The organism is Ferrimonas balearica (assembly GCF_019802085.1).
In the GTDB taxonomy this organism is placed as follows: Bacteria; Pseudomonadota; Gammaproteobacteria; order Enterobacterales; family Shewanellaceae; genus Ferrimonas; species Ferrimonas balearica_B.
Map to the genome: position 1 here is coordinate 636,101 of NZ_JAHVHV010000001.1, position 17,601 is coordinate 653,701.

Sequence of the window (17,601 nt, forward strand, 5' to 3'; positions counted from 1 at the left end):
GCCACGGTGTACACTAGCGGCCATGAAAGACTCCGTATCCAAACCCAGCCCCCAGGTTCAATGGGTGGACATCACCGACGACCACGCCGGTCAACGCATCGATAACTTTCTGCGTACCTTTCTCAAGGGGGTGCCGAAAAGCCTGATCTACCGCCTGCTCAGAAAAGGGGAGGTGCGGGTCAATAAAAAGCGCATCAAGCCGGAGTACAAGTTGGCCGATGGCGACCAGATCCGCATCGCGCCCATCCGGGTGGCGGAGCGGGACGAGACCCGCGCGCCTTCGGCCAAGCTGGAGAAGGTGGCTCAGCTTGAAGAGCAGATCGTGTACGAAGACAAGGTGATGCTGGTGATCAACAAACCCTCCGGCATCGCCGTGCACGGGGGCAGCGGCATCAACTTTGGTGTCATCGAAGCGCTGCGGGCCCTGCGCCCCAACGAGCGCCAGCTGGAGCTGGTGCATCGCCTGGACCGCGCCACCTCAGGGCTGCTGATGGTGGCCAAGAAGCGCTCCGCCCTGAAACACCTTCAGGATCAGCTGCGGGAGAAGACCATGCGCAAGCAGTACCTGGCGCTGGTCAAGGGCAGCTGGAAACCGCGCACCCGGGCGGTGCAGGCCCCGCTGCTGAAAAACACCCTGAGCTCTGGCGAGCGTCTGGTGCGGGTGGACGTGACCGGCAAGCCCTCGGAGACCCGCTTTCGCATCGTCGAGGCATTCGAGGAGGCCACCTTAATGGAGGCCAGCCCCATCACCGGCCGCACCCACCAGATCCGGGTGCACACCCAGCACGCCGGTCACCCCATCGCCTGTGATGAGCGCTACGGTGACGACGCCTTCGACGCCCGGATGCGATCCCTGGGACTGGGACGCCTCTTCCTGCACGCCTATCGGCTGAGCTTCCTGCACCCGGTGGAGGGCACCACGGTGACCGTGGAGGCTCCGCTGGATGAGACTCTGGAAGGGGTACTGGGGAGGCTGCGCTGATGGGCCGCCGTTACGATCTCATCATCTTCGACTGGGACGGTACCCTGATGGACTCCGTGGGCCGTATTGTGCGCTGCTGGCAGCAGGCGGCCGAAGCCATGGGGCTGCCCGAGGTGGCCGAATCCGCGGTGCGGGGCATCATCGGCCTGTCGATGAGCGAAGCGATGACCCAGCTGGCACCGGGGCTTAATGAGGTGGAGCAAACCCGTTTTCGCGAGCAGTATCGCAACCTGTACGCGGATCCCACCCTGGCGCCCACCCCGGTGTTTGATGGCGTCGAATCGCTGCTCACCCAACTGAATGAACAGGGTCACAAGTTGGCGGTGGCCACCGGCAAGGCCCGTCATGGACTGGAGCGCGCCTTTGGTCACAGCGGCATCCAGCACCACTTTGTCGGTTCTCGGACCGCCTGCGAAACGGCCTCCAAGCCGGATCCCCAGATGGTGCTGGAGCTGTGTCAGGAGCAAGGGGTTACCCCGGCACGCACCCTGATGGTGGGGGACGCCTGGTTCGATCTGGAGATGGGCCGGCGGGCCGGCAGCGAGAGCATCGGCGTCAGTTACGGCGCCGGCGATACCCCCCACCTGATGACTGCGCAGCCCCGGGCGGTGATCCACCACCCGCTGGAACTGCTCCAATGGGTCTAACGCCCCTCACTCCTTAACCTCTTCGGCCAGGGCGCTGGCCAGCTTGGGCTCAAGCTGGCCGGTCAGCCAGTCCTTGAGCATCACCCAGTCGCCCAGAAAGCTGTAGAAGGGATAGCGGAAAGTGGCGGGGCGGTTGTGTTCGAAACCGAAATGGCCCAGCCAGGCAAAGCCGTAGCCAATCACCGGCAGGGCCCAGGCCCAGATCCAGTTGCCGCTCAACACCAGGTAGGCCAGCAGGGCCAACACCAGCATGGAGCCGATGTAGTGCAGGGCGCGGCAGGTGGGGTGGCGATGCTCGCGCAGGTAAAAGGGGTAGAACTGTGCAAAGGAGCGAAAGGTGCTGTCGGCCATGGGGACTCCCTGTCGTGATGCCGGTTCCCTCCTTTTTTACCAGACCGACAGGACCTGGCAAGGGCCTCAGGCCGATTGCAGTGTCAGGACGTCCACCCCTTCGTTGGCCAGCAGCTCCCCCAGGCTGATAAGCGGCAGGCCGATCAGGGCATTGGGATCCCGGCCGCTTAGGCGGTCGAACAGCATGATCCCCAGCCCCTCGCTTTTGAAGCTGCCGGCGCAGTTGTAGGGCTGCTCCGCCTTGAGGTAGCCCTCAATCTGCGCCTCGGTGAGGGATTTGAACGCCACCTCGAAGGGCTCCACCAGGGTCTGGGCACGGTTGGCGCCACTGTTATATAGGCAAAGCCCGGTGTAGAAGGTCACCACCTGACCGCTGGCGGCGGACAGCTGGGCCACCGCCTTGTCGTGGGTGTGGGGTTTGCCGAGGATGGTGCCGGACACCACGGCCACCTGGTCGGAGCCGATCACCAGCGCGTTGGGATGGCGCTCGGCCACCGCCCGGGCCTTGGCCTCGGCCAGGCGGGCCACCAGGGCCTCGGCGGACTCGCCGTCCTTCGCGGTTTCGTCCACTTGGGGCTTGTCGCACACAAAAGGCAGGCCCAGCTTCTCCAGCAGGGAACGGCGAAAGGGGGAGGTGGATCCCAGGACCAGAACCTTATCCATCATCGGGGGTCATCTCATTGAATGCAGGTGGGGCCGCAAAGCCTACCAAATCCCATTGACACCACCAAGGTAAAGCCTTAAAAAGCGGGGCTGGCCGAGCAATCGGTCGACACTGTATAAAGCCGCGCCAGGCGGGGCTTCCGGGTCTAAAATTTCCTTTGACTCGGTTCGGTTCAACCTATAATATGCGCGCCCTATGCAGAATGTACGAATTCCGGTAATGCTGAACCCGGCTCGTTGCGCTCAACGAGGCCTGAGCTACGAGGGTATCCTCCCCGCCAAGGTCTTGAAGCGTGTGAACGGGGCCAGCGCCGGCGACTGCACTGATGTGCAGGTGTTCGTTGAATGCGGCAAAGACGTTCAGGGGATAGTCTACCTCAAGGGGAAGGCTGTGACGGAGCTCACTCTGACCTGTCAGCGTTGCATGAACACCTATAGCCATCCGATCGCGGTTGAGTTCGCATACAGCCCTGTGACTGACGATTCACAGATAGATGAGCTCCCGGACGCCTATGAGCCAGTCGAATTAGACGAAAATGGCGAGGTGCAACTACAACACCTGATCGAAGACGAACTGCTGTTGGCCTTCCCCATCGTGCCCGCGCACGACTCCGAAGCCTGCAGCCTGGCGTCTCGTGATGTGACCGTAGGCAATCTTCCGCAGCCCGAGCCTGCTGATGAGCGTCCGAAGAACCCGTTCGCGGTGTTAGAAACTCTTAAGCGAAATTAATCGAGGAGATTGGGGCCATGGCCGTACAACAGAACAAAAAAACTCGTTCCAAGCGTGGTATGCGCCGTTCTCACGACGCGCTGACTACTGCTCAGCTGTCTGTGGACGCGACTTCTGGCGAGAAGCACCTTCGTCACCACATCACTGCCGACGGTTACTACCGTGGCAAAAAGGTCATCAACCTGTAAGTTGAGACGGCCTTGTCCGATCTAACCATAGCGTTAGATGCCATGGGGGGCGATCACGGCCCCTCTATTACAGTGCCTGCAGCTTTGCAGGCACTGGCGCTTTACCCCCAACTGAAGATCATCCTGGTGGGTGACCGCATCGCCATCGGCGAGCAACTGCGACGTCACCACAGCACCGAATCCCGCCGTCTTCAGCTTCTCCATGCCGAACAAGTGGTGTCCATGTCGGACAGGCCGCTGCACGCCCTGAGAAACCGCCGTAAAAGCTCCATGCGTCTGGCATTGGAACTGGTCCAGCGGGGTGAGGCCCAGGCCTGCGTCAGCGCCGGCAACACTGGGGCACTGATGGCGATGTCCAAGGTGGTGCTCAAAACCCTCCCGGGCATTGACCGTCCTGCGCTCACCTCGGCCCTGCCCACCACCACAGGCCACCCGGTCTACATGCTGGACTTGGGCGCCAACGTGGTGTGCGACTCGGAGACCCTGTTCCAGTTTGCGGTGATGGGCTCTGTGCTGGCCGAGTGCGTCGGCAATCGGCCTCGACCGCGGCTGGCGCTGCTCAATGTCGGTTCGGAGGAGATCAAGGGGAACGATCAGGTTCAACAGGCCGCGCAGATCCTGCAGGCCACCCCCCAGTTGAACTATCGAGGATTTATCGAAGGGGACAGCATCTTCACCGGTGCGGCCGACGTCATCGTCTGTGACGGCTTCGTTGGCAACGTCACCCTTAAGACCACGGAAGGGATCGCTCGACTCTTGGTGCAGCAGATGCGCCAAGCCATGGAGGGCAATCTGCTGGCCCGGGCCCTGGGCTGGCTGCTGAAGGGGCGACTCAAGCGCCTTTTCCAGCAAATGAACCCCGACCAGTATAACGGTGCGACTCTGTTAGGATTGCGCGGTATCGTGGTCAAGAGCCATGGCAATGCCGATCAAGCGGCCTTCCTGCGCGCCATCGAAGAGGCGGTGCTGGAGGTGCAGCGGCAGGTGCCGGGCCGAATCAAAAGCCGACTCGAGTCGGTATTGTTGGATAAATCCTAAGTCTACCTATGCATACAAAAATTCTTGGTACCGGCAGTTACCTGCCGCCCCAGGTGCGTACCAACGCGGATCTGGAGCGGATGGTGGAGACCAGCGACGAATGGATCCGGGAGCGCACCGGCATTCGTGAGCGTCGCATCGCCGGTGCAGACGAATCCGTGACCACCATGGGTCACCAGGCCGCACTCAAGGCCCTGGAGGCCGCCGGCCTCAATGCCGACGATCTGGACATGATCATCTGCGGCACCACCAGCGCCGACAACGCCTACCCCTCGTCCGCCTGTGAGATCCAGTCCCTGCTGGGCGCCCACGGATGCCCGGCGTTTGACGTGGCGGCGGCCTGCAGCGGCTTCCTGTTTGCGCTCTCCATTGCCGACCAGTTCATCAAGACCGGCCAGTGCAAGAACATCCTGGTGATCGGCGCCGACGCCCTGTCCCGCCATTGCGATCCGGACGATCGCACCACCCTGATCCTGTTCGGTGACGCCGCCGGTGCTGCCATCATCGGCGCCAGCGATGAGCCCGGGATCCTCTCCACCCACATCCACGCCGACGGTCGTTACGGCGATCTGCTCAAGACCCCGGTGCCCAAGCGCAACAAGGATGTGCAGATCGAAGCCGATGAGGGGGATTACCTCATCATGAAGGGCAACGAGGTGTTCAAGCAGGCGGTGACCCGCCTGGCTCAGGTGGTGGAGCAGGCCCTGGCCCACAACGGCATGGCCAAGAGCGACATCCACTGGCTGGTGCCCCACAACGCCAACTACCGCATTCTCAAAGCCACCGCCAAGAAACTGGACATGGCGATGGAGCAAGTGGTGATGACCCTGGAGGAGCACGGCAATACCTCCGCCGCCTCCGTGCCCGTGGCCCTGGACATCGCCATCCGCGACGGCCGCATCCAGCGGGGCCAGACCCTGCTGCTGGAAGCCTTCGGCGCCGGGTTCGCCTGGGGCGCCGCCGTCGTCAAGTACTAAGGAAATCCTTTCATGACTCAGAAAACCGCCTTTGTTTTCCCCGGCCAGGGCAGCCAGGCCGTGGGCATGCTGGCCGAGCTGGCCGCTGACTACCCCGTGATCCAGGCCACCTTCGCCGAAGCCAGTGAGGCTCTGGGCTTTGACCTGTGGCAGATGGTGCAGGAGGGGCCGGTCGAGGCGCTGAACAGCACCGAGAACACCCAGCCGGCACTGCTGACCGCCTCCGTGGCGATCTGGCGTGCCTACTGCGAAGCCGGGGGGGCCGCACCGGCCCTGATGGCGGGCCACAGCCTGGGCGAATACTCCGCGCTGGTGTGCGCCGGCGCACTGAAATTTGATGATGCGGTCAAGCTGGTCGCCTTGCGGGGTCGTGCCATGCAGGCCGCGGTGCCCGCCGGCACCGGTGCCATGGCCGCCATCATCGGCCTGGACGACGACGCCATCGCCAAGGCCTGTGCCGGCGCGGCCCAGGGCGAGGTGGTGTCTCCGGTTAACTTCAACAGTCCCGGTCAGGTGGTGATCGCCGGTCACAAAGACGCGGTGGCCCGCGCCGGTGAGGCCTGCAAGGCCGCCGGTGCCAAGCGAGCCCTGCCGCTGCCGGTGAGCGTGCCCTCCCACTGTGAGCTGATGAAGCCCGCCGCCGAGAAGCTGGCCGAGGCCCTGGCCCAGATTGAGGTTTCTGCCCCCAGCATCCCGGTGATCAACAACGTGGATGTAGTGGCCGCCGACAGTGCCGAGGCCATCAAGGACGCCCTGGTGCGTCAGCTCTACTGCCCGGTGCGTTGGACCGAAACCGTCAACGCCATGGCGGATCAGGGTATCGAACACCTGGTGGAGTGCGGCCCGGGCAAGGTCCTGACCGGCCTGACCAAGCGGATCAACAAGGCGCTGTCCGGTGCCGCGGTGAACACCCCCGCGGACCTGCAGGCGGCGCTGTCTTAACCTAAGGAGAGAATTGTATGAGCCTGGCTCTCGATTTGAGCGGCAAGATTGCCCTGGTTACCGGCGCCAGCCGCGGTATTGGCCGTGCCATCGCCGAGCAACTGGTGGCTGCCGGTGCCACCGTGGTGGGCACTGCCACCAGCGAGCGTGGCGCCGCCGCCATCAGCGACTACCTGGGCGACAACGGCCAGGGCCTGGTGCTGAACGTCACCGATCCCGCGTCCATCGAAGCGCTGTTTGAGGCCATCAAGGGCCAGTACGGCGATGTCGACATCCTGGTGAACAACGCCGGGATCACCCGCGACAACCTGATGATGCGGATGAAGGACGATGAGTGGACCGACATCATCGACACCAACCTGACCTCCATCTTCCGCACCTCCAAGGCGGTGCTGCGGGCAATGATGAAGAAGCGCCACGGCCGGATCATCAACATCGGCTCCGTGGTGGGCACCATGGGCAACCCGGGCCAGGCCAATTATGCAGCGGCCAAAGCCGGTTTGTTGGGCTTTACCAAGTCCCTGGCCAAAGAAGTCGCCAGCCGTGGGATCACGGTCAATGCGATCGCCCCCGGATTCATTCAAACTGACATGACCGACGAACTGACGGACGACCAGAAAGCCGCTATCATGGGCCAGGTTCCGGTAGCGCGTTTGGGTCAAGCCCAGGAGATCGCCGATACCGTGGTGTTCCTGGCCTCCGATCGTGCCGGTTACATCACCGGCGAAACCGTGCACGTCAATGGCGGCATGGTGATGTCCTAACGGAAACTGTGGTGCAAATGGACGTGATAGTGGTTCGAAAATTCACGAAAACTTATTAATTTTCGTGGTTTGACCACGATGCAAGGCTCTTGCATTGTCCGGGGAATCGAATACACTAAACCGCAATTCGACGCAGCAGCGTAATTGAACAGGAAAGTAATAATCATGAGCAACATTGAAGAACGCGTAAAGAAGATCATCGTAGAGCAGCTGGGCGTTAAGGAAGAAGACGTTAAAGCCGAAGCTTCCTTCGTTGACGACCTGGGTGCCGACTCTCTGGACACCGTTGAGCTGGTAATGGCTCTGGAAGAAGAGTTCGACACCGAGATCCCGGACGAAGAAGCTGAGAAGATCACTACCGTTCAGGCTGCGATCGACTACGTTCAGGCTAACCAGTAAGCCTAAACAGTTTTCGAAAACAGGCGGCTTTAGGCCGCCTGTTTTTTGTTTCAACGGAGGATCCCGTGTCCAAACGTCGTATTGTTGTCACTGGCCTGGGCGCCGTGACGCCCGTCGGCAACGATGTTGCCACCACCTGGGCCAACCTGCTGGCTGGCCAGAGCGGTGTCGCCCCCATCGAGCATTTCGATGCCAGCGAGTTTGCCGTTCGCTTTTCCGCCTCGGTCAAGAACTTCAACGTTGAAGAGTACCTGTCCAAGAAAGACGCCCGGAAGATGGACGTCTTTATCCAGTACGGCCTGGCCGCCTCTGTTCAGGCGATCCGCGACGCTGGCCTGGAAGTGACCGAGTCCAACGCCCACCGCATCGGGGCCGCCATCGGCGCCGGCATGGGCGGGCTGGAGCTGATCGAAGCCAACCACAGCCAGCTGACCAAATCCGGACCCCGTCGGATCTCCCCCTTCTTCGTGCCGTCCACCATCATCAACATGATCGCCGGTCACCTGAGCATCATGTACGGCTTCACCGGCCCGAACATCGCCATCACCACCGCCTGCACCACCGGGGTGCACAACATCGGCCATGCGGCGCGGATGATCGCCTACGGCGACGCCGACGTGATGATCGCCGGTGGCGCCGAGATGGCCACCACCCCGCTGGGCGTGGGCGGTTTCGCCTCCGCCAAGGCGCTGTCCACCCGCAACGAGGACCCCACCAAGGCGTCCCGTCCCTGGGATAAGGACCGTGATGGCTTCGTGATCGGCGACGGTGCCGGAGTGATCGTGCTGGAAGAGTACGAACACGCCGTGGCCCGGGGCGCCAAGATCTACGCCGAACTGGTCGGCTTCGGCATGAGTGGCGACGCTCACCACATGACCTCTCCGCCGGAGGACGGTCGTGGCGGCGCCGCAGCCATGCGCAACGCCCTGAACGACGGCCAGGTGGCGCCGGAGCAGGTGGGCTACATCAACGCCCACGGCACCTCCACCCCGGCCGGCGACATCGCCGAGGTGAATGGCGTGAAGTCCATCTTTGGTGAGCACGCCTACAAGCTGATCATGGGCTCCACCAAGTCGATGACCGGTCACCTGTTGGGGGCCGCCGGCTCCGCCGAGGCGATCTTCACCATCCTGGCCCTGCACGACCAGAAAGTCCCGCCCACCATCAATCTGGAGAACCCGGACGAGGGGTGTGATCTGGACTTCAACCCCGAAGGGGCCCGGGACGTGGCGCTGGAATACGCCCTGTGCAACTCCTTCGGCTTCGGTGGCACCAACGGTTCGCTGCTGTTCAAGCGGGCCTGAGCCGCGCTTCGATGACCAAACGGCCCTGCGGGGCCGTTTTTTGTTGCTCCGGCGGGGGCCTTTTTACAACGCCGCCACCAGGCCAGTGCCGGATGCCGCGAACCGCGATTCTTCGATGGCCGGGGGCTGTTTACCGGGCGGCCTTGCCAGTACACTGGCTGCACAAACGCAAACCGCAGATCCAAAAGGGGAAGAGGCAGTGACAAAGGTTGCATTCATTGGTTTGGGGGTCATGGGTTACCCCATGGCGGGCCACCTGGTTGCCAAGGGGCACCAGGTGAGTGTCTACAACCGCACCACCGCCAAGGCGCAGGCCTGGGCCGAAGCCCACGGCGGCCGTTGGGCCGCGACACCGGCCGAAGCGACTGAAGGGGCCGAACTGGTGATGGTGTGCGTGGGCAACGACGACGACCTGCGCTCAGTGGTGCTGGGGGAGCAGGGCGTTTTGGCGGGCATGAGCCCCGGTGCCCTGCTGGTGGACCATACCACCGCGTCGGCGGACGTGGCCCGGGAGCTGGCCGAGGTCGCCCAGGCCCAGGGCAAAGGCTTTATCGATGCGCCGGTCTCCGGCGGTCAGGCCGGCGCCGAGAACGGCGTGCTCACCGTCATGGTGGGCGGCGAGCCGGAGCAGTTTGAACAGGCCAAACCGGTGATCGACAGCTACGCCCGTTCGGCGGTGCGGCTGGGCCCGGTGGGCAGCGGTCAGCTGTGTAAGATGGTCAATCAGATCTGCATCGCCGGGGTGGTTCAGGGGCTGGCCGAGGGGCTGCACTTTGCCCAGCAGGCGGGCCTGGACGGTGAAGCCGTGGTGGAGGTGATCAGCAAGGGGGCGGCGCAATCCTGGCAGATGGAAAACCGCTCTCACACCATGCTCAAGGACGAATTCGATTTCGGTTTCGCGGTGGACTGGATGCGCAAAGATTTGGACATCGCGCTGACCGAAGCGCGGCGCAACGGCGCGCAGCTGCCGCTGACCGCCCTGGTGGACCAGTTCTACGCCGAGGTGCAAAAACTGGGGGGCAGCCGCTGGGACACCTCATCGCTGATGGCCCGGCTGACCAAAGACTAAGCCGCTTCGGTCTTGTCCGGCGCCTGCCAATCGCGCTGACGCTGGAAACGAACAAGCCGCCTGCGGGCGGCTTGTTGTTTGTGGGCCTTAGGCCGCACTGACCACCTCAAGCGCGGTGGTGCTGATGGCGGCCAGGGCCGCCTGGGCGGCGGAGGCCTGGCTGATCTGGGCCTGACTCGACTGCACCAGCACCGCTCGGCTTATCTGGTCGAAGCCGACACCGTGGCGGCTCATGGCGGCCAGGGCCATCTGCATGGGGGGCAGGCTGGGATTAAAGGCGGCGTTCTCCGCATAGCGACCGACAAACACCTGGCCATCGCGACAGGCCAGGGCCACCGCCGAAGGGCTGTGGGAGTAGGGGGCGTAGCTCTGACGGGCCTGCTCCAGGGCGGCCAGCACCAGGGGATCGGCGCTGTCGAGCTGAAGATCCTGGCCCGAGGCGGCCATCAGGCCCACCTCCACCCCCAGATCCTTGGGCCCGAAGGCGTAAGGCAGGTAGTGGTGCAGGGCGCCGTTGTCCTGACCCGGCAGCACGATCACCAGATCGTCCGCGCTTTGCAGCTCGTTCATGAACTGGCGGCAGTGGCCGCAGGGGGAGGCGTTGACCACGATCTCGGTCAAGCCGGTTTCGCCGGCCAGCCAGGCGTGGCTGATGGCGGATTGCTCGGCGTGCACTGAGTGAAACAGCGCTTCGCCGGCCAGCTCCAGGTTGGCGCCGAAGTAGAGATCGCCACTGCGACCGCGGGCGATGGCGCCCACCTCGAAATGGGACACCGGGGCCTGGGCAAAGCTGGCGGCCAGGGGCAACAGTGCCAGCAGCAGGTCGTGGCCTTGAAGGCCGCTGGCCTGCTCCAGCTCAGCGACGGCCTGGGCGCTCAGGTGGCCGTGAAAGGGGGCCGACAGGTGGGGCGTCAAGGCCCGGGCCAGCTCGCCGGGCATCTGCGCCAGCGGGGCATCAAAGTGGTTGGCCATACAACAGGCTCCCTCGTTGATCATGGGCACAGTGTAGGCAGTTGCGGAAGGAAAAAATGTGCGCGCCATCACGACGCGCATTCTGAAGGACGGGCCTGGTGGGCTACATACCGCGCAGGTAATGACCCAGGGCGGTGAGCAGGCGCAGCTTGTTCTCATCCTGAGCGTGCTGCTCGAACAAGCCATTGAGTCGGTGGAGATACTCGGGGTTGTCCAGCGCCTGTTTGCAGTGCTCGTGCCAGCGGGCTTGCTCGGACTCGCTGAGGGTCTGGGGGAAGTTACGGGCGCGGTAGCGGAAGAACAGCTTGGGCAGCCGGGGATCGACAAACTGGGGATCCAGTGCCGCCAGGTGCTGGGCCGGGGTGTCCCGCACCAGCTCCATCTGGGCCCGATCCGCGTCACTGAAAAAGCCGCCGTAAAGCTGCACATCCGGGTTGTCCGGCTCCTTGACCGGGGGCGCATCGTCGCCAAAGAGCGCGTGGAGCTTCTCCCGCACCTGGGCGTGATGGGTGCGCAGCAGCTTGTAGTGCTCACGACACTGCGCCTTGTCTATCCCCAGTCGCTCGGCGTTGGCGTCCTCCAGGCTGTTGGCCGGGGCCAGGAAGGGGGATTTGTTCATGTGCACCAGCTTGACCGGCACGCGGGGATCCCCCTCCTGCCGTTCGCTGGCCTTCTGGTACAGCTTGGCTTTGAGGGTGTCGGCGTCCCACTCCAGCAACGGAGTGGGGTCCTGGGCCAGATCCACGCAGGCCACGGCGTTTTTGTTCTGGGGGTGCCAGGCCATGGGCAGCACCAGGGAGGCGCACCCCTGGGTGGCGGGAAAGCGGCTGCTGACGTGCAGCAGGGGCTTGAGGGCCAGGATGTCGATCTGCTGGGCAGCGAACCGTTTGTTGCGCAGCCGGAAGGCCCAGTCGTAGAGCTTGGGGTGGGTGGTCTTGACCAGCTTGGCCAGGGCGATGGTGGCCTTTACGTCGGACACGGCGTCGTGGGCGCTGTCGTGGCCCAGTCCGTTGGCGGCGGTCAGGTGTTCCAGTTTGAAGCTGGGGGCGCCGTCCTCCCGCTCGGGCCATTCGATGCCGTCGGGGCGCAGGGCATAGCAGGCCCGCACCAGATCGATGATGTCCCAGCGGCTGTTGCCGTTTTGCCACTCCCGGGCGTAGGGGTCATAGAAGTTGCGGTACAGGGCGTAGCGGGTGATCTCATCGTCGAAGCGGATGGAGTTGTAGCCCACGGTGCAGGTGCCGGGCCGGGCCAGCTCGGCGTGCACCCGGGCCATGAACTGGGCCTCCACTTCGCCCAGGCGGTTGGCCTTTTGCGGCGTGATCCCGGTGACCAGGATCGCCTCCGGCTGGGGCAGGTAGTCGGCGGGCAGCTGGCAGTAGAACTCCACCGGCGCTTCGAGGATGTTGAGGTCGTAGTCGGTACGAATGCCGGCGAACTGAGCCGGGCGATCCCGGGCGACGTCGGCGCCCCAGGTTTCATAGTCATGCCACAACAGGGTAGGGTCTTGCCGCATTCAGGCGATCCTGGCGAAAAAGATAAAGGGCAAGTGTACCAAAAAGTTGGGGGCGATTTGGGGCGCCCGAACGGGCGCCACCTGGGGATCAGCGGGTGAGCAGGCCGAACAGGCGATCTTTTAGCCTCAGCCGGTTCAATTTCAAACTGGACAATGCCTGGTCACTGACGGGGGACCCGGCCAGCTCTAGGTGGCGGATCTCATCGTCGATCTGATGGTACTGCTCGGAGAGTTCAGCAAAAGCGGGATCGGATTCGGTGCGCTGGTCAATCACATGAGCCAGCATGGGAAACTCGTGGGGCAAGTCGTGCGGTTCACCCAACATAGCGCCTCCTGAAACGGTAGTGGGGACCCCTTAAGCATAGTCATCCGATACCGCCGCGTCAGGGCGCAAAAACGACCCTTTTGGCGCGGCGGTTTAATTGACGTCAAAAAAACACTAAAATTACCGGTTTTTCCGGTCCGGTAACGCCAAAGGATTTTGCGCCCGGGACGAGTAGAATTTTAATAAATAGGTGTTGTCTATGAATATTCCTGCTGAACTTGCGACGCTGCAAATCTTTCCGCAGCGCCGTTTCAAGGTGTATCAACAGCGCCAGCTGGACAAGATTGAACTGGTTAAGCGCCTGCCTGAGGCCCTGAAGTTCGAGATGAAGGTAGTCGCGAGCGTGCTGCCGTTTCGGGTGAACGAATACGTTGCCAACGATCTGATCAATTGGGACAACCTGCCCCAGGATCCCATCTTCCAGCTGTCCTTTCCCCAAAAAGGGATGCTGGCCCCGGAAGCCTACGACCGCATGGCAGCCCTGCTCAAGCAGGACCCCAGCCCCCAGGAGGTGTTCGACCTGGGCCAGGCGCTGCGCGCCGAGATGAACCCCCACCCGGCTGGTCAGATGAGCCTCAACGTGCCGGAGCTGGACGGTGAGAAGCTGCCGGGCATGCAGCACAAGTACCAGGAAACCGCGCTGTTCTTCCCCGCCCAGGGCCAGTACTGCCACAGCTACTGCACCTTCTGCTTCCGCTGGGCCCAGTTTGTGGGCAAGGCGATGCGGTTCAACTCCAACGACGCCGAGACGTTGCATCGCTACCTCGAGGCGCACCCGGAGATCAGCGACCTGCTGATCACTGGCGGCGATCCCATGGTGATGAAAACCAAGAAGATCGCCCAGTACGTGGAGCCGCTGATCGACAACCCGGCCACCGAGCACGTGCAGACCGTGCGCTTCGGCACCAAGGCACTGACCTTCTGGCCCTACCGCTTCGTCACCGACGAGGACGCCGATGAGTTGCTGGCCCTGTTCCGTCGCCTGGTGCAAAGCGGCAAGCACGTCTCCATCATGGCCCACCTCAACCACTGGCAGGAGATGGAAACCCCCATCTTCGAAGAGGCGGTGCGCCGCATCCGCGCCACCGGTGCCAACATCCGCGCTCAGGCGCCGTTGCTGAAGAACATCAACGACAACGCCGACGATTGGGCGAAGATGTGGCAGAAGCAGGTGAAGCTGGGGATCATCCCCTACTACATGTTTGTGGAGCGGGACACCGGTCCCAAGCGCTACTTCGAAGTGCCTCTGCATCAGGCCTACGAGATTTACCGCGATGCCATCACCAAGGTGTCCGGTCTGGCCCGCACCGCCCGCGGTCCGAGCATGAGCGCGGGGCCCGGCAAGGTGGAGATCCAGGGGGTGACCGAAGTGGCCGGCGAGAAAGTGTTCGTGCTGCGCTTTATCCAGGCGCGCAACCCGGACTGGGCCCAGCGCCCCTTCTTTGCCAAGTACGACGAGAACGCCCACTGGCTGGACGATCTCAAGCCCGCCTTCGGCGAGGCCAAGTTCTTCTGGCAGGAGGAGTACGAAGCGATGGGCGGCAAGCTCGGCGCCGAGTAACAAAAAACGCCCCGCACTGCGGGGCGTTTTTTTTGGCGCGAAGGCTCAGCGTTGGCAGGCGGCCAGGGCGAAGTCCATCAGCACCTCGGCCATGTTGAGCTCCGGATGGGCCGCTTCCATCCCCTTGAAGCCGGGGGAGGAGTTGGCTTCGCACAGCAGGAAGTGGCCAGCTTCATCGCAGAGAAAATCCAGCCCGGCGATGTCCAAGTCCAGCAAGGTGGCGACCCGCACCGACAGCTCGATAAGCTCCGGAGTCAGCTCCTGGGGCAGCGTGGTGCCCCCGGCGTGGACGTTGGCCTTAAACTCCCCCTCCGGCGCCTGACGCACCATGGCGGAGACCACCTTGCCACCCACCACGATCACCCGGATGTCCCGGCCATGGCTGGAGGCCACGTAACGCTGGAACATCATCGCCGCGTTGGGGTTCACGGTGCCCATCAACTGCATCATGTCCTTGAACTGGGACGCTGAGCGCATCAGCATCACGCCGTGGCCCTGGCTGCCGCTGCGGGTCTTGAGCACCAGCGGCATCCCCATCTTGCGGATCACCGCGTCGGTGTCCACCGGGAAGCGGGCCAGCATGGCCGCCGGCATCGGGATCCCCTGGTGGGCCAGCTGCAACGCCGACTGCATCTTGTCACCGCACAGGGCGATGGCGTCGGCGCTGTTGAGCACCTTGACCCCCTGCTGGGCCAAAAAGCGCAGCAGGCTTAAGGTGAAGTAGCTGGTGGTGGCACCCTGGCGGGGCAGCACGAAATCCGGCAGGTCCACCGGCTCCTGGTCCAGGTAGAGACTGGGCGCCAGATGCTCCCCCACCACCATCTCCAGACGGTCAGGGCGGATCACGTCGATCTCCATGCCCCGGGCCTCCGCGGCCGCCACGATGCGCCGGATCTCGTAGTTGTCCGGGGGCAGGGCGGCGCGGTCCTTACTGTAAAAAATCCAACCTTTCATGTATCCAGGTCTAGCTCCAATGCGCTGTCGTCGGCCTCTCCCCATTCGCTCTTGCAGGAGGCGTTCAGGCTGTATCGCCGACGGTTCAGGGTGGCCAAATACTTGATCCACACCTTTTCGTGGGGGGTGGTGGCTTCACGCTGCCCCAGGATGGCGGCAACAAAAGCCTGCTCTTCTTCCGTTCCCGGGGGGCGTTCGCCACTGCACAGGGCCTGGTAGGCCACGCCGTGGCGCTCAAGCCGCTCGGCTTCGCTCAGGGTAAAGTGGCCGCTGCGGGCCAGCCCTCGGGGGTGACGCTTGTCCACAAAACGGGACAAGGCGAGAAAACTGTCGGAACCCATATTCACTGTCGTGTCTCTCACTGTGCCGCTCGTTATCGAGGCGGCGCGACTATAGGGGAGCGGTGGCGGCGGGCAAAACGAAATAATTCTTGGCTGGGCACAAAAATTCCTCGCTTGGGTTCCGGTGGCCGCTGGATGAAGATGCGAAGCAGGCATCTACGATGGACGCAACCATGAATCGCATCCCCGACCACTGGCTCTTCGAGCCCACCCTGCAGAAGCGCCAGGGACGCAAGCGCTTCGACAAGGAGGAGTCACCGGCCCGTCGAGTGCGCCGTCAGCGCGGCGAGCGGCGGGAGTCGGACTGGCAATAGGGTCTACACTGACAACAGGATCGCGAGGCGATCCTGTTGTCTTTTATGGATCTTCATCACCGGGCCAGGGAGCGGCGAAAGAGGGAGGGGCGAATGCGGCGCACCCTGTGTCTGCTGGCGCTGATGCTGCTGGTCGGTTGCGAAAAGGCCCCACCGGAGTCGGAGCCGGCGCCGCCGCGGCAACCCAGCGAGGCCGAGCGGCTGCAGGAGGAGGCCCAGAGCACCCATCACCTGGCCAAGATCTGGCCCATACTGGCGGAGCCCTGGGGCGGCGATCTGGACGAGATGCTGCGTCGGGGCGAGATCCGCATCCTCACCTCCGTCACCCCCGGCTGGTACTACATCGACAAGGGCCAGCCCAAGGGCGCCACGGTGGAGACCCTGGCCCTGCTGCAACACTACCTGCGCCGCCAACTGGGGGCGGAGGCCCGCTACCTGAGACTCACCCCCATTCCGGTGCGCCGTGACCAGCTGATCCCCTATCTGGAGGCGGGCTACGGCGACCTTATCATCGCCAACCTCACCATCACCGAGCTGCGCCAGCAGTCCATCGCCTTCTCCCGCCCCTGGCGGCTGAACGTGCGCGAGCTGGTGGTCAGCGGCCCCCACTGGCCGAGCCTGACCGAGCTGCCCCAGCTCTCCGAACGGGCGCTGATGGTGCGCCAGGAGTCCAGCTACTTCGCCAGCATCGAAGCGGCCAACGAGCGGCTGAGCCTGCAAAGCCTGCCCCCCATCCAGCTGCTGACCGCGGATCCCCGTCTCGAGGACGAAGATCTCCTGCAGATGGTGGCGGAGGGCCACCTGGAGGCGACGGTAGTGGACGAGCACAAGCTCGCCCCCTGGCTGACCCGTTACCCCCAGCTCAAGCCCCACCCGGACCTGCCCCTGCGGGAAGGGGGGCGCATCGCCATGGGCCTGCGCAAGGAGAGCGTTCAGCTTAAGGCGATGGTGGACGGCTTCGTGGCGGCCCACCCCATCGGCACCAAGGCCGCCAACCTGGTGATCCAGAACTACCTGGCCTCGGAGCGCTGGATGTCGGCGATGGAGTCCGACGGCCCCTTTGCGCCGCTGCCGGAGCTGGTGGCGCTGTTTCGCCGTTACGGCGAGCAGTACAACATCGACTGGGTGTTGCTGGCGGCCTTCGCCTACCAGGAGTCGCGCTTTGATCCCGGTGCCCGCAGTCACGTGGGGGCCGTAGGGGTGATGCAGGTGATGCCCGCCACCGCTCGGGACAAACGCATCGCCATCGACAACATCCAGCAAACCGAGCCCAACGTTCACGCCGGCACCAAGTACCTGGCACTGCTGCGGGACAGCTACTTTGCCGAGCCGGAACTGACGGAGTTCAACCGGATGATCTTCACCATGGCGGCCTACAACGCTGGCCCCAATCGCATCAACCGGCTGCGCAAGGCCGCCGCCGAGCGGGGACTGGATCCCAACGAGTGGTTCAACAACGTGGAGGATCTGGTGGCGGCGGAGATCGGCTCGGAGACAGTGCGGTTCGTGTCCAACATCTACCGCTACTACATCGCCTACCGGCGGGTGCTGGATGAGGAAGCGG

20 protein-coding genes and 1 pseudogene are annotated in these 17,601 nt (G+C 63.6%); 14 read left to right on the forward strand and 7 right to left on the reverse strand.

The annotated features are described in order from the left end of the window. Nucleotides 1–22 precede the first annotated feature (22 nt). Nucleotides 23–982 (forward strand): 23S rRNA pseudouridine(955/2504/2580) synthase RluC, encoded by a 960-nt coding sequence (rluC, locus tag KUV81_RS02905; protein ID WP_222542342.1) that lies wholly within the window; start codon nucleotides 23–25, stop codon nucleotides 980–982. Next, a complete protein-coding gene (locus tag KUV81_RS02910; RefSeq protein ID WP_222542343.1) occupies nucleotides 982–1,629 on the forward strand; it encodes an HAD family hydrolase in 648 nt (215 codons plus the stop codon). The genes rluC and KUV81_RS02910 overlap by 1 nt, the downstream gene beginning before the upstream one ends. 6 nt (nucleotides 1,630–1,635) lie before the next feature. Here KUV81_RS02910 and KUV81_RS02915 read toward each other — a convergent pair whose 3' ends face one another. Both KUV81_RS02915 and KUV81_RS02920 read right to left on the reverse strand, forming a co-directional pair. Beyond that, nucleotides 1,636–1,980, reverse strand: a complete 345-nt coding sequence (locus KUV81_RS02915) for a DUF962 domain-containing protein (RefSeq protein ID WP_222542344.1) — start codon at nucleotides 1,978–1,980, stop codon at nucleotides 1,636–1,638. 66 nt (nucleotides 1,981–2,046) lie between these two features. Next, nucleotides 2,047–2,643 (reverse strand): Maf family protein, encoded by a 597-nt coding sequence (locus tag KUV81_RS02920; protein ID WP_222543335.1) that lies wholly within the window; start codon nucleotides 2,641–2,643, stop codon nucleotides 2,047–2,049. Between the two features lie 196 nt (nucleotides 2,644–2,839). Between KUV81_RS02920 and yceD the strand changes: the two genes are divergently transcribed. From yceD to KUV81_RS02965, 9 genes are all read left to right on the forward strand, one after another. Next, a complete protein-coding gene (gene yceD / locus KUV81_RS02925) occupies nucleotides 2,840–3,373 on the forward strand; it encodes a 23S rRNA accumulation protein YceD (protein WP_222542345.1) in 534 nt (177 codons plus the stop codon). Between the two features lie 17 nt (nucleotides 3,374–3,390). After that, nucleotides 3,391–3,561, forward strand: coding sequence for a 50S ribosomal protein L32 (rpmF, locus tag KUV81_RS02930; protein ID WP_222542346.1), 171 nt, complete (start codon nucleotides 3,391–3,393; stop codon nucleotides 3,559–3,561). Between the two features lie 12 nt (nucleotides 3,562–3,573). After that, nucleotides 3,574–4,599, forward strand: a complete 1,026-nt coding sequence (gene plsX / locus KUV81_RS02935; protein ID WP_222542347.1) for a phosphate acyltransferase PlsX — start codon at nucleotides 3,574–3,576, stop codon at nucleotides 4,597–4,599. Nucleotides 4,600–4,607: 8 nt separating this feature from the next. After that, a complete protein-coding gene (locus tag KUV81_RS02940) occupies nucleotides 4,608–5,576 on the forward strand; it encodes a beta-ketoacyl-ACP synthase III (RefSeq protein WP_222542348.1) in 969 nt (322 codons plus the stop codon). A gap of 12 nt (nucleotides 5,577–5,588) precedes the next feature. After that, nucleotides 5,589–6,518, forward strand: coding sequence for an ACP S-malonyltransferase (gene fabD, locus KUV81_RS02945; protein ID WP_222542349.1), 930 nt, complete (start codon nucleotides 5,589–5,591; stop codon nucleotides 6,516–6,518). Nucleotides 6,519–6,535: 17 nt separating this feature from the next. After that, nucleotides 6,536–7,282 carry a 3-oxoacyl-ACP reductase FabG gene (fabG, locus tag KUV81_RS02950; protein WP_222542350.1) on the forward strand — a complete coding sequence of 249 codons (747 nt, stop codon included), beginning with the start codon at nucleotides 6,536–6,538 and terminating at the stop codon, nucleotides 7,280–7,282. Nucleotides 7,283–7,447: 165 nt separating this feature from the next. After that, nucleotides 7,448–7,681, forward strand: coding sequence for an acyl carrier protein (gene acpP, locus KUV81_RS02955; RefSeq protein WP_067657665.1), 234 nt, complete (start codon nucleotides 7,448–7,450; stop codon nucleotides 7,679–7,681). A 65-nt stretch (nucleotides 7,682–7,746) separates the two neighbouring features. Continuing rightward, on the forward strand, nucleotides 7,747–8,985 hold the full coding sequence (gene fabF / locus KUV81_RS02960) for a beta-ketoacyl-ACP synthase II (RefSeq protein ID WP_222542351.1): 1,239 nt from the start codon (nucleotides 7,747–7,749) through the stop codon (nucleotides 8,983–8,985). A 199-nt stretch (nucleotides 8,986–9,184) separates the two neighbouring features. Beyond that, nucleotides 9,185–10,054, forward strand: coding sequence for an NAD(P)-dependent oxidoreductase (locus KUV81_RS02965; protein WP_222542352.1), 870 nt, complete (start codon nucleotides 9,185–9,187; stop codon nucleotides 10,052–10,054). A gap of 87 nt (nucleotides 10,055–10,141) precedes the next feature. Here the strand turns inward: KUV81_RS02965 and cdd are convergent, their stop codons facing one another. The 3 genes from cdd to KUV81_RS02980 form a co-directional block, all read right to left on the reverse strand. After that, on the reverse strand, nucleotides 10,142–11,026 hold the full coding sequence (cdd, locus tag KUV81_RS02970) for a cytidine deaminase (RefSeq protein WP_222542353.1): 885 nt from the start codon (nucleotides 11,024–11,026) through the stop codon (nucleotides 10,142–10,144). 103 nt (nucleotides 11,027–11,129) lie between these two features. Then, nucleotides 11,130–12,542: an exodeoxyribonuclease I gene (sbcB, locus tag KUV81_RS02975; protein WP_222542354.1), complete on the reverse strand. Its 1,413-nt coding sequence runs from the start codon at nucleotides 12,540–12,542 to the stop codon at nucleotides 11,130–11,132. 88 nt (nucleotides 12,543–12,630) lie between these two features. Continuing rightward, nucleotides 12,631–12,867 carry a YdcH family protein gene (locus tag KUV81_RS02980; RefSeq protein ID WP_222542355.1) on the reverse strand — a complete coding sequence of 79 codons (237 nt, stop codon included), beginning with the start codon at nucleotides 12,865–12,867 and terminating at the stop codon, nucleotides 12,631–12,633. A 199-nt stretch (nucleotides 12,868–13,066) separates the two neighbouring features. Here KUV81_RS02980 and KUV81_RS02985 point away from each other — a divergent pair, with 199 nt between their 5' ends. Next, nucleotides 13,067–14,428: a KamA family radical SAM protein gene (locus tag KUV81_RS02985; RefSeq protein WP_222542356.1), complete on the forward strand. Its 1,362-nt coding sequence runs from the start codon at nucleotides 13,067–13,069 to the stop codon at nucleotides 14,426–14,428. Between the two features lie 45 nt (nucleotides 14,429–14,473). Here the strand turns inward: KUV81_RS02985 and KUV81_RS02990 are convergent, their stop codons facing one another. Continuing rightward, a complete protein-coding gene (locus KUV81_RS02990; protein WP_222542357.1) occupies nucleotides 14,474–15,382 on the reverse strand; it encodes a RimK family alpha-L-glutamate ligase in 909 nt (302 codons plus the stop codon). Further along, entirely contained in the window at nucleotides 15,379–15,723 is a 345-nt protein-coding gene (gene maoP, locus KUV81_RS02995; protein WP_222542358.1) for a DUF413 domain-containing protein, read from the reverse strand. The genes KUV81_RS02990 and maoP overlap by 4 nt, the downstream gene beginning before the upstream one ends. 173 nt (nucleotides 15,724–15,896) lie before the next feature. Between maoP and KUV81_RS03000 the strand changes: the two genes are divergently transcribed. Together KUV81_RS03000 and KUV81_RS03005 are read left to right on the forward strand one after the other, a co-directional pair. After that, nucleotides 15,897–16,037: a hypothetical protein gene (locus KUV81_RS03000; RefSeq protein WP_222542359.1), complete on the forward strand. Its 141-nt coding sequence runs from the start codon at nucleotides 15,897–15,899 to the stop codon at nucleotides 16,035–16,037. 330 nt (nucleotides 16,038–16,367) lie between these two features. Next, nucleotides 16,368–17,450 (forward strand): annotated as a pseudogene (locus tag KUV81_RS03005) (transglycosylase SLT domain-containing protein); the annotation flags it as partial. Between the last annotated feature and the right edge of the window lie 151 nt (nucleotides 17,451–17,601).

What these genes read in the sequence shown, in the direction of transcription:
- rluC (WP_222542342.1), top strand. Translation starts at nt 23, where the DNA reads ATGAAAGACTCCGTATCCAAACCCAGCCCCCAGGTTCAATGGGTGGAC.
- KUV81_RS02910 (WP_222542343.1), top strand. Translation starts at nt 982, where the DNA reads ATGGGCCGCCGTTACGATCTCATCATCTTCGACTGGGACGGTACCCTG.
- KUV81_RS02915 (WP_222542344.1), bottom strand. Translation starts at nt 1,980, where the DNA reads ATGGCCGACAGCACCTTTCGCTCCTTTGCACAGTTCTACCCCTTTTAC.
- KUV81_RS02920 (WP_222543335.1), bottom strand. Translation starts at nt 2,643, where the DNA reads ATGGATAAGGTTCTGGTCCTGGGATCCACCTCCCCCTTTCGCCGTTCC.
- yceD (WP_222542345.1), top strand. Translation starts at nt 2,840, where the DNA reads ATGCAGAATGTACGAATTCCGGTAATGCTGAACCCGGCTCGTTGCGCT.
- rpmF (WP_222542346.1), top strand. Translation starts at nt 3,391, where the DNA reads ATGGCCGTACAACAGAACAAAAAAACTCGTTCCAAGCGTGGTATGCGC.
- KUV81_RS02940 (WP_222542348.1), top strand. Translation starts at nt 4,608, where the DNA reads ATGCATACAAAAATTCTTGGTACCGGCAGTTACCTGCCGCCCCAGGTG.
- fabD (WP_222542349.1), top strand. Translation starts at nt 5,589, where the DNA reads ATGACTCAGAAAACCGCCTTTGTTTTCCCCGGCCAGGGCAGCCAGGCC.
- fabG (WP_222542350.1), top strand. Translation starts at nt 6,536, where the DNA reads ATGAGCCTGGCTCTCGATTTGAGCGGCAAGATTGCCCTGGTTACCGGC.
- acpP (WP_067657665.1), top strand. Translation starts at nt 7,448, where the DNA reads ATGAGCAACATTGAAGAACGCGTAAAGAAGATCATCGTAGAGCAGCTG.
- cdd (WP_222542353.1), bottom strand. Translation starts at nt 11,026, where the DNA reads ATGGCCAACCACTTTGATGCCCCGCTGGCGCAGATGCCCGGCGAGCTG.
- sbcB (WP_222542354.1), bottom strand. Translation starts at nt 12,542, where the DNA reads ATGCGGCAAGACCCTACCCTGTTGTGGCATGACTATGAAACCTGGGGC.
- KUV81_RS02980 (WP_222542355.1), bottom strand. Translation starts at nt 12,867, where the DNA reads ATGTTGGGTGAACCGCACGACTTGCCCCACGAGTTTCCCATGCTGGCT.
- KUV81_RS02985 (WP_222542356.1), top strand. Translation starts at nt 13,067, where the DNA reads ATGAATATTCCTGCTGAACTTGCGACGCTGCAAATCTTTCCGCAGCGC.
- KUV81_RS02990 (WP_222542357.1), bottom strand. Translation starts at nt 15,382, where the DNA reads ATGAAAGGTTGGATTTTTTACAGTAAGGACCGCGCCGCCCTGCCCCCG.
- maoP (WP_222542358.1), bottom strand. Translation starts at nt 15,723, where the DNA reads ATGGGTTCCGACAGTTTTCTCGCCTTGTCCCGTTTTGTGGACAAGCGT.
- KUV81_RS03000 (WP_222542359.1), top strand. Translation starts at nt 15,897, where the DNA reads ATGAATCGCATCCCCGACCACTGGCTCTTCGAGCCCACCCTGCAGAAG.